This window comes from Enterobacter sp. HK-058-C-ECC, from assembly GCF_047531125.1.
Classification (GTDB): Bacteria; Pseudomonadota; Gammaproteobacteria; order Enterobacterales; family Enterobacteriaceae; genus Enterobacter; species Enterobacter quasiroggenkampii.
Map to the genome: position 1 here is coordinate 269,494 of NZ_JBLKCH010000007.1, position 10,386 is coordinate 279,879.

Annotated in this window: 9 protein-coding genes; 7 read left to right on the forward strand and 2 right to left on the reverse strand. The window is 56.0% G+C overall.

Translation table 11 applies throughout. From position 1 onward, the window contains the following. Window positions 1-2: 2 nt before the first annotated feature. The 7 genes from kup to rbsR all read left to right on the forward strand — a co-directional run bounded on the left by kup (window position 3) and on the right by rbsR (window position 7,940). Complete coding sequence (kup, locus tag ACMWJS_RS15755) at window positions 3-1,871, forward strand: low affinity potassium transporter Kup (RefSeq protein ID WP_008500202.1); 1,869 nt, start codon at window positions 3-5, stop codon at window positions 1,869-1,871. A 216-nt stretch (window positions 1,872-2,087) separates the two neighbouring features. Next, window positions 2,088-2,507 (forward strand): D-ribose pyranase, encoded by a 420-nt coding sequence (gene rbsD, locus ACMWJS_RS15760; protein WP_008503495.1) that lies wholly within the window; start codon window positions 2,088-2,090, stop codon window positions 2,505-2,507. A 7-nt stretch (window positions 2,508-2,514) separates the two neighbouring features. Further along, entirely contained in the window at window positions 2,515-4,020 is a 1,506-nt protein-coding gene (gene rbsA, locus ACMWJS_RS15765) for a ribose ABC transporter ATP-binding protein RbsA (RefSeq protein WP_021242658.1), read from the forward strand. 4 nt (window positions 4,021-4,024) lie between these two features. Beyond that, complete coding sequence (rbsC, locus tag ACMWJS_RS15770) at window positions 4,025-4,990, forward strand: ribose ABC transporter permease (protein ID WP_021242657.1); 966 nt, start codon at window positions 4,025-4,027, stop codon at window positions 4,988-4,990. Between the two features lie 27 nt (window positions 4,991-5,017). After that, complete coding sequence (rbsB, locus tag ACMWJS_RS15775; RefSeq protein ID WP_111967613.1) at window positions 5,018-5,908, forward strand: ribose ABC transporter substrate-binding protein RbsB; 891 nt, start codon at window positions 5,018-5,020, stop codon at window positions 5,906-5,908. Between the two features lie 106 nt (window positions 5,909-6,014). Further along, window positions 6,015-6,944 carry a ribokinase gene (rbsK, locus tag ACMWJS_RS15780; RefSeq protein ID WP_414747292.1) on the forward strand — a complete coding sequence of 310 codons (930 nt, stop codon included), beginning with the start codon at window positions 6,015-6,017 and terminating at the stop codon, window positions 6,942-6,944. A gap of 3 nt (window positions 6,945-6,947) precedes the next feature. Further along, the gene (gene rbsR / locus ACMWJS_RS15785; protein WP_414747290.1) at window positions 6,948-7,940 is read left to right on the forward strand and encodes a ribose operon transcriptional repressor RbsR; all 993 of its coding nucleotides are present in this window, start codon (window positions 6,948-6,950) and stop codon (window positions 7,938-7,940) included. Here rbsR and mdtD read toward each other — a convergent pair. After that, a complete protein-coding gene (gene mdtD, locus ACMWJS_RS15790) occupies window positions 7,906-9,339 on the reverse strand; it encodes a multidrug transporter subunit MdtD (RefSeq protein WP_167214834.1) in 1,434 nt (477 codons plus the stop codon). The two genes, rbsR and mdtD, sit on opposite strands and share 35 nt — an antisense overlap. Beyond that, on the reverse strand, window positions 9,336-10,043 hold the full coding sequence (locus ACMWJS_RS15795; RefSeq protein ID WP_024907901.1) for a FadR/GntR family transcriptional regulator: 708 nt from the start codon (window positions 10,041-10,043) through the stop codon (window positions 9,336-9,338). The genes mdtD and ACMWJS_RS15795 overlap by 4 nt, the downstream gene beginning before the upstream one ends. Between the last annotated feature and the right edge of the window lie 343 nt (window positions 10,044-10,386).

Here is a 10,386-nt window from a genome sequence, read left to right on the forward strand (position 1 = left end):
CTATGAGCACTGATAATAAGCAATCATTACCCGCAATAACGCTTGCGGCGATCGGGGTTGTCTACGGTGATATTGGCACCAGCCCGCTTTATACGCTTCGTGAATGTCTGTCCGGCCAGTTTGGCTTTGGTGTTGAGCGCGATGCCGTATTTGGCTTCCTGTCCCTCATCTTCTGGCTGCTGATCCTGGTGGTTTCTGTTAAATATCTTTCCTTCGTTATGCGCGCTGATAACGCGGGCGAAGGCGGTATCCTGACCCTGATGTCCCTTGCAGGGCGCAACACCTCCGCCAGAATGACCTCCGTGCTGGTGATTATCGGCCTGATTGGCGGCAGCTTCTTCTATGGAGAGGTGGTTATTACGCCCGCGATTTCGGTCCTCTCGGCGATAGAGGGGCTGGAGATTATCGCGCCGCAGCTTGATACGTGGGTGGTCCCACTGGCGATAATCGTGCTGACGCTGCTGTTTGTGATCCAGAAGCACGGTACCGGGCTGGTGGGTAAACTGTTTGCACCAATTATGCTGGCCTGGTTCCTGATCCTGGCCGCGCTTGGCTTGCGCAGCATTATCGCTAACCCGGAAGTGCTGCATGCGCTGAACCCCTACTGGGCCGTGCATTTCTTCCTCGAATACAAAGTGGTTTCCTTCGTGGCGCTGGGGGCGGTCGTGCTCTCCATTACCGGCGTTGAAGCATTGTATGCTGACATGGGTCACTTCGGGAAACTGCCTATCCGCGTGGCTTGGTTTATTGTGGTGCTGCCGTCGCTGGTGCTGAACTACTTTGGCCAGGGCGCGCTGTTGCTCAAAAATCCGGAAGCGATAAAGAACCCGTTCTTCCTGCTGGCGCCTGACTGGGCGCTGGTGCCGATGCTAATCCTGGCGACGCTGGCGACCGTCATTGCCTCTCAGGCGGTGATTTCCGGTGTGTTTTCTCTGACGCGCCAGGCCGTGCGTCTGGGGTATCTCTCGCCGATGCGCATCATCCATACTTCAGAGATGGAGTCGGGCCAGATCTACATCCCGTTCGTTAACTGGCTGCTCTATTTCGCGGTTGTGATTGTTATCGTCAGCTTCGAGCACTCCAGCAACCTGGCGGCGGCGTACGGTATTGCAGTAACCGGTACGATGGTGCTGACATCGCTTCTCTCCACTACGGTGGCGTACCGAAACTGGCACTGGAATAAATTCCTCGTGGCGATGATTCTGGTGGGCTTCCTGTGTATTGACGTGCCGCTGTTCTCCGCGAACCTCGACAAGATTGTCTCCGGCGGCTGGCTGCCGCTGACGCTGGGTCTGGTGATGTTCATCGTCATGACCACCTGGAAAAGCGAGCGTTTCCGCCTGCTGCGGCGCATGCATGAGCACGGGAATTCTCTGGAGGCGATGATCGCTTCTCTGGAGAAATCTCCGCCGGTCCGCGTGCCGGGCACTGCGGTATACATGTCTCGCGCCCTGAACGTCATCCCGTTCGCGCTGATGCATAACCTCAAGCACAACAAAGTGCTGCACGAGCGCGTGATCCTGCTGACGCTGCGCACCGAAGATGCGCCTTACGTTCATAACGTGCGTCGCGTGCAAATCGAGCAGCTCTCTCCGACATTCTGGCGCGTGGTGGCGAGCTACGGCTGGCGTGAAACGCCAAACGTGGAAGAGGTGTTCCACCGCTGTGGTCTGGAAGGGCTGAGCTGCCGGATGATGGAGACGTCGTTCTTTATGTCTCACGAGTCGCTGATCATCGGCAAGCGCCCATGGTATTTGCGCCTGCGCGGCAAGCTGTACCTGATCCTGCAGCGTAACGCCCTGCGCGCGCCTGACCAGTTTGAGATCCCGCCTAACCGCGTGATAGAGCTGGGTACGCAGGTCGAGATTTAAGTCCTTTCGAAAATGCCGGGTGGCGCTGCGCTTACCCGGCCTACCAAACCCGTAGGCCCGTGCAAGCGAAGCGCCGCCGGGTAATTTCTCCCATCAATATTTCACTTAGCGAAACGTTTCGACGTCGATCACAAATCTGTTACGTCATGGTGGTTTTCTGAACATTTCTGAGGCTACACTTCTTTTAGCGAAACGTTTCGCTAGTGGAGCAAGAAAATGAAGAAAGGCACTGTACTCAACTCAGAAATCTCATCGGTTATTTCCCGTCTTGGGCATACCGATACGCTGGTGGTTTGCGATGCAGGCTTACCAGTTCCGCGCAGCACAACCCGTATCGATATGGCGTTAACGCAGGGTGTCCCCTCGTTTATGCAGGTACTGGACGTGGTGACCGCGGAGATGCAGGTTGAGGCGGCCATTCTCGCGGCGGAAATCAAACAACATAATCCGCAACTCCACGAAACGTTGCTCAGCCATCTTGAGCAGCTGCAACAACACCAGGGAAACACCATTGAAATTCGTTACACAACGCACGAACAATTCAAACAACAAACCGCAGACAGTCAGGCGGTGATTCGCAGCGGGGAGTGTTCCCCGTATGCGAATATCATTCTCTGTGCTGGCGTCACCTTCTGAGGCCATCATGGACGCATTACTGCAACTCAAAGGGATCGATAAGTCGTTCCCGGGCGTAAAAGCCCTCTCCGGCGCGGCGCTGAACGTTTACCCCGGGCGCGTAATGGCGCTGGTGGGCGAAAACGGCGCCGGCAAGTCCACCATGATGAAAGTGCTGACCGGTATCTATCAACGCGATGCCGGTTCACTCCTCTGGCTGGGTAAAGAAACCACCTTCACTGGCCCGAAATCTTCTCAGGAAGCGGGTATCGGCATTATTCATCAGGAGCTGAACCTGATCCCGCAGCTCACCATTGCGGAGAACATCTTCCTCGGCCGTGAATTTGTGAACCGCTTCGGCAAAATCGACTGGAAAACCATGTATGCCGAAGCCGACAAGCTGCTGGCGAAGCTGAACCTGCGCTTTAAGAGCGACCGCCTGGTCGGCGATCTCTCCATCGGCGATCAGCAGATGGTGGAAATCGCGAAGGTGCTGAGCTTTGAGTCGAAGGTCATCATTATGGATGAACCGACCGACGCCCTGACCGATACCGAAACCGAATCCCTGTTCCGCGTTATCCGCGAGCTGAAATCGCAGGGGCGCGGGATTGTCTATATTTCTCACCGCATGAAAGAGATCTTTGAAATCTGCGATGACGTCACTGTTTTCCGCGACGGGCAGTTTATTGCCGAGCGCGAAGTAGCAACGCTGACCGAAGATACGCTCATCGAAATGATGGTGGGACGTAAGCTGGAAGATCAGTATCCGCATCTGGATAAAGCGCCGGGTGAGATCCGCCTGAAGGTGGACAACCTCTGCGGTCCGGGTGTGAACGACGTCACCTTTACCCTGCGTCAGGGCGAGATCCTGGGCGTGGCGGGCCTGATGGGCGCGGGACGAACCGAGCTGATGAAAGTATTGTACGGCGCACTGCCGCGCACCAGCGGTTATGTCACCCTCGACGGCCATGAAGTGGTCACCCGCTCCCCGCAGGATGGTCTGGCGAACGGCATCGTCTATATCTCCGAAGACCGCAAACGCGACGGCTTAGTGCTGGGCATGTCGGTAAAAGAGAACATGTCCCTCACCGCGCTGCGCTATTTCAGCCACAGCGGCGGCAGCCTGAAGCATAAAGACGAGCAGCAGGCGGTCAGCGATTTCATCCGTCTCTTTAACGTTAAAACCCCGTCGATGGAGCAGGCGATTGGCCTGTTGTCCGGCGGGAATCAGCAGAAAGTGGCGATTGCGCGCGGGCTGATGACGCGCCCGAAAGTGTTGATCCTCGACGAGCCAACCCGCGGCGTGGACGTGGGCGCGAAGAAAGAGATCTATCAGCTGATTAACCAGTTTAAGGCCGACGGTCTGAGCATCATTCTGGTCTCTTCCGAGATGCCAGAAGTATTAGGCATGAGCGATCGCATTATCGTCATGCATGAAGGGCATCTCGGCGGTGAATTCACTCGCGAGCAGGCCACCCAGGAAGTTCTGATGGCTGCCGCTGTGGGCAAGCTTAATCGCGTGAATCAGGAGTAAGAAGATGACTACCCAGGCTGTTTCTGGTCGCCGCTATTTCACAAAGGCGTGGCTGATGGAGCAAAAATCGCTGATTGCCCTGCTGGTGCTGATCGCAATTGTGTCGACCATGAGCCCGAATTTCTTCACCGTAAATAACCTGTTCAACATTCTGCAGCAGACGTCGGTGAACGCCATTATGGCGGTCGGCATGACGCTGGTGATTTTGACCTCAGGGATCGATCTGTCCGTCGGTTCCCTGCTGGCCCTCACCGGCGCGATCGCCGCTTCGCTTGTCGGGATTGAAGTTAACGCGCTGGTGGCCGTGGCCGCGGCCCTGGCGGCAGGCGCGGCGATTGGTGCCGTCACCGGCGTGATTGTGGCAAAAGGCCGCGTTCAGGCGTTCATCGCGACGCTGGTGATGATGCTGCTGCTGCGCGGGGTGACCATGGTTTATACCAACGGCAGCCCGGTTAATACCGGCTTCACCGATAACGCCGATCTGTTTGGCTGGTTCGGTATCGGTCGCCCGCTGGGCGTCCCGACCCCGGTCTGGATCATGGCTATCGTCTTCCTGGCGGCGTGGTACATGCTGCACCATACCCGTCTGGGTCGTTACATCTATGCGCTGGGCGGTAACGAAGCGGCAACGCGCCTGTCCGGGATTAGCGTTAATAAAGTCAAAGTCATCGTGTATTCCCTGTGCGGTCTGCTGGCGTCACTGGCGGGCATCATCGAAGTGGCGCGCCTCTCTTCCGCGCAGCCGACGGCGGGTACGGGGTATGAGCTGGATGCCATTGCAGCAGTGGTTCTGGGCGGTACGAGTCTGGCGGGCGGTAAAGGTCGCATTGTTGGGACATTGATCGGCGCACTGATTCTCGGTTTCCTGAATAATGGTTTGAATTTGTTAGGTGTTTCCTCCTATTACCAGATGATCGTTAAGGCAGTGGTGATTTTGCTGGCGGTACTGGTAGACAACAAAAAACAGTAACTGACGACACTACAGGACATCTTAGATATGAACATGAAAAAACTGGCTACCCTGGTTTCCGCTGTCGCGCTGAGCGCAACCGTAAGTGCTAACGCCATGGCGAAAGAGACCATCGCGCTGGTTGTCTCTACGCTGAACAACCCGTTCTTCGTCTCCCTGAAGGACGGTGCGCAGAAAGAAGCGGATAAACTGGGCTACAACCTGGTGGTACTGGATTCACAGAACAACCCGGCGAAAGAGCTGGCTAACGTTCAGGACTTAACCGTGCGTGGCACCAAAATTCTGCTGATCAACCCAACCGATTCTGATGCCGTAGGCAACGCCGTGAAGATGGCAAACCAGGCGAAAATTCCGGTGATCACCCTGGACCGTCAGGCAACCAAAGGCGACGTAGTGAGCCATATCGCGTCTGACAACGTGCTGGGCGGCAAAATCGCCGGTGACTACATTGCGAAGAAAGCAGGCGAAGGCGCGAAAGTTATCGAACTGCAGGGGATTGCCGGTACGTCTGCCGCCCGCGAGCGTGGCGAAGGCTTCCAGCAGGCGGTTGCAGCGCATAAATTCAACGTACTGGCCAGCCAGCCTGCGGACTTCGACCGTACTAAAGGTCTGAACGTTATGCAGAACCTGCTGACCGCACATCCTGACGTACAGGCGGTCTTCGCGCAGAACGACGAAATGGCGCTGGGCGCGCTGCGTGCCCTGCAGACTGCAGGTAAATCTGATGTGATGGTTGTCGGATTTGACGGCACGCCGGATGGTGAAAAAGCAGTAAACGATGGCAAACTGGCTGCGACCATCGCTCAGCTGCCTGAGCAGATTGGCGCCACTGGCGTTGAAACTGCCGACAAAGTGCTGAAGGGCGAAAAAGTTCAGGCTAAATACCCTGTTGACCTGAAACTGGTTATCAAGCAGTAAAAGGCGAATCAGGTCGTCACTGGCGGCCTGAGGGACACCAATAAAGAAAAGTGTGGCATACGCCACCGGGTAACACCGGTGGCGCTCTCAGATGGACAACCCAACCATGAAAACCGCAGGCAACCTCGTCGTCCTTGGCAGTATCAATGCCGATCACATTCTTAACCTTGAATCGTTCCCTGCACCGGGCGAAACCGTCACGGGTAGCCAGTATCAGGTCGCTTTTGGCGGTAAAGGGGCAAACCAGGCCGTCGCCGCTGGGCGCAGCGGAGCGAATATTGCGTTTATCGCCTGCACGGGCGATGACGATACCGGTGAGCGCGTACGCAAGCAGCTGGCAAGCGACAACATTGATATCGCACCGGTCAGCGTTGTTGCAGGGGAGTCTACCGGCGTGGCGCTGATTTTCGTCAACGCAGAAGGTGAGAATGTTATCGGTATTCATGCTGGCGCTAACGCAGCGTTGACGACGGAGCGCGTAGAAGCGCAACGTGCAATCATCGCCGGAGCGGAAGCCCTGCTCATGCAGCTGGAGTCACCGGTTGAAAGCGTGCTGGCCGCGGCCAACATTGCGCATGAAAATCATACCACTGTCGTACTTAATCCGGCCCCTGCCCGTGTATTATCTGACGAGCTGCTGGCGCTGGTGGACATCATCACGCCGAACGAAACCGAAGCCGAAAAGCTGACGGGTATTCGTGTTGAAAACGATGATGATGCCGCGCGAGCCGCGCGTGCGCTGCACGACAAAGGCATCGGAACGGTGCTCATCACCCTGGGCAGCCGTGGGGTATGGGCAAGCGTAAACGGTGAAGGCCGTCGCGTGCCGGGCTTTAAGGTGAAGGCGATTGATACCATTGCAGCGGGAGATACCTTCAATGGTGCACTGGTGACCGCGCTGCTGGAAGGCAAGAGTATGGATGATGCGATCCGCTTCGCGCATGCGGCTGCCGCGATTGCGGTGACGCGCAAGGGCGCTCAGCCTTCCGTTCCGTGGCGTAAAGAGATCGATGAATTCTTAAGTCAGCAGGGGTAACGCTTGGCCACAATGAAAGATGTCGCTCGCCTGGCGGGCGTTTCTACCTCGACGGTGTCTCACGTCATTAATAACGATCGCTTCGTCAGCGAGGCGATTCGGGAAAAAGTCGAAGCGGCAGTAAAAGATCTCAACTATGCGCCGTCTGCGCTGGCGCGCAGCCTTAAGCTCAACCAGACGCGTACGATCGGTATGCTGATCACTGCCAGTACCAATCCCTTTTATTCTGAGCTGGTTCGCGGCGTGGAGCGCAGCTGCTTCGAGCGTGGCTACAGCCTGGTGCTGTGCAATACCGAAGGGGACGAGCAGCGCATGAACCGTAACCTGGAAACGCTGATGCAAAAACGCGTCGACGGGCTACTGCTGCTGTGTACCGAAACGCACCAGCCCTCGAAAGAGATTATCCAGCGCTACCCCTCCATTCCCACGGTGATGATGGACTGGGCGCCGTTCGACGGCACCAGCGATCTTATTCAGGATAACTCTCTGCTGGGGGGCGATATGGCCACCCAGTATCTGATCGATAAAGGCTATACCCGCATCGCCTGTATTACCGGTCCGCTGGACAAAACCCCGGCGCGTTTGCGACTGGAAGGGTATCTCGCCGCGATGGCGCGGGCGGGCCTTTCCGTGCCGGAAGGGTACCGTATTACCGGTGATTTTGAGTTTCACGGTGGTTTTGAAGCGATGCGGACGCTGCTGGCGCAGCCGCAGCGTCCGCAGGCGGTGTTTATCGGCAACGACGCCATGGCGTTTGGCGCCTATCAGGCGTTATATCAGGCCGGTTTGCGTGTTCCCGACGATATGGCGGTAATCGGCTACGATGATATTGAGCTGGCCAGCTATATGACGCCGCCGCTCACCACCATCCATCAGCCAAAAGATGAGCTGGGCGAGCTGGCCATCGATGTGTTGATCCACCGAATGGCTCAGCCCACGCTGCAGCAGCAACGCCTGCAGCTTACTCCTGTTCTGATGGAACGGGGTTCGGTTTAGCTTTCGCCTTATGGCGTTCTTTTATCAGGTTACGGCCATCTTTCGGTTTTAACAGCATAAAGACCAGCGCTGAAACGACGGTGAGTGCGCCCATGGTGATAAAGGTATAGTGGAACTGCTCGACGGTGTTCGCGCTGTCGAAACCTTCATAAAACCGCAGTACCGCCGCGCTCACGGCCACCCCTAAACTGATCGACAGTTGCTGGGTGACTGCCAGCACGCTGTTGCCGCTACTGGCGTTCTCGTCGGTCAGATCCGCAAGAGTGATGGTGTTCATTGATGTGAACTGCGTCGACATCGCCATGCCCAGCACAAACAGCGGCAGGATCAGCATCCAGACGGGAAGCGAGGCGGACTGCAGCGAGAACTGCGCAATCATCAGGCCAATAAAGACCGTCACGCCAACCAGCGTCTTGCGATAGCCAAACCAGCGTAGCACCTGCGTCACGGTCGATTTTGCCAGAATCGAGCCCATCGCCGTAGGGGCCATCATGCAGCCGGCAATCAGGGCCGGATAGCCGAAACCGACCTGCAGCATCAGTGGCATCAGGAACGGTACGCAGCCGGTTCCCAGACGCGAGGCAATGTTTCCCGCGATCCCGACGGAAAAGGTTCGGGTGTTGAAGAGCCCAAGAGAGATTAACGGCGTCGGGTGACGGCGCGCGTGACGTATATAAAGAAGGAACAGCAGAATCCCGGCGAGGATAACGGAGAGCGCAATCCATGTCGCGACGATCTTCTCACCAAACAGCTCCATCCCGCTGGAGAAGAGCACCAGGCTCAGGCCAAACAAGAAAAAGCCCCCCATGTCGAAGCTGCGTCTTGGCGTGGTGAAGTTCGGCATATATTTGCGAGCATACAGCAGTCCCGCAACGCCAATCGGAATATTAATCAGGAAGATCCAGTGCCAGCTTGCCCAGGTGACAAACACGCCACCGAGTACCGGGCCAAGTATCGGGCCGACCAGTCCCGGCATGGTGACGAAGTTAAGCACGGGAAGCAGTTCGCTTCGAGGGTAGGCTCGTAATAAGGCAAGGCGTGCTACGGGCATCATCATCGCACCGCCAATGCCCTGTAATACGCGGAAGATAACCAGCTCCGTTAAGGACGAGGAGAGCGCACAGGCCAGCGAACCGAGCGTAAAGAGCGTTACGGCCAGCATGAAAACTCTGCGGGTGCCGAAGCGGTCGGCCAGCCAGCCGCTAACCGGAATTAACATTGCGACCGTCAGGGTGTAGCTGATGATGGCGGATTGCATTGCCAGCGGGGAGCGGTTAAGGCTTTGCGCAATAGCGGGAAGCGCGGTGTTGAGGATGGTGGCATCCAGTGCCTGCATAAAAAACGCCATGGCTGCAATCCACGGCAATCCGGCCATGCTGCGCGCTTTTTTCTTTGTCATTTATTTACCTGCTGGTGGGTTGGCGCAGCCAGTAATGCCTGGCACGCACTCAGGGCTCGCTGCCCGTCGCTTTCCTGAATGGCATCTACTATCGCCTGATGCAATTCCAGTTTTACCACGTCGTTTTGTGTAATAGAGGTAAAGTAGGTGTGATACACCGAATGGAATAATGAGGCAAACGAGGTGAGGAACGGATTGGCGCTCATCATATAGATATGTTCATGCCAGGCCATATCGACTTCAACCCAGCGTTCGCGGTTGAAGTGTTTTTTCAGAAACACCATCTCTTCCATCAATGCGTTAAGCTGCGCTTTTTGCTCTGCCGTGCCAAGCGTGGCGGCAAGCAGACATGCCTGAGGTTCAAGACTGCTGCGCATCACCAGAAAGTGATCGACAACCTGATGAAAGTTATCTTCCGTCATCCACCAGGAGAGCAGCTCCTGATCGAGAAAATTCCAGTTACTCTGTGGCATCACGCGCGTGCCAATACGCGGGCGTGGAAGCACCATACCTTTTGCCGTCAGGGTTTTCACCGCCTCGCGAACCGCGGTACGGCTCACCCCAAACTGCTCACCCAGCTCCATTTCACCCGGCAGGATGCTACCCGGGGCATATTTACCCGCTAAAATTCGCTGCGCCAGCTTTTCTGCCAGCACATACGACAGGTTTTTTTGGGCGGCCAGCTGTTGTGCGCTTAATGGCATCGCTTTTATTCCTTAAAGATTCATGCTGATAATTATGCCACCTCGAATGTGATTGTGGTTGCAGATACATCAAATAGAACAATTTGTAGCTTGATTTCACCGCTGCTGGTGAAAAAAAACACGGATAGAAACTTTTTTTAAATTTCCTCTTGTCACGCCGGAATAACTCCCTATAATGCGCCTCCACTGACACGGAACAACGGCACACACGCCGCCGGGTCAGCAGAGAATAGCGAAAATAAATGCTTGACTCTGAAGCGGGAAAGCGTAATATGCACACCCCGCGCCGCAGCGAAAACGAAGCGGCACTGCTCTTTAACAATTTATCAGACAATCTGTGTGG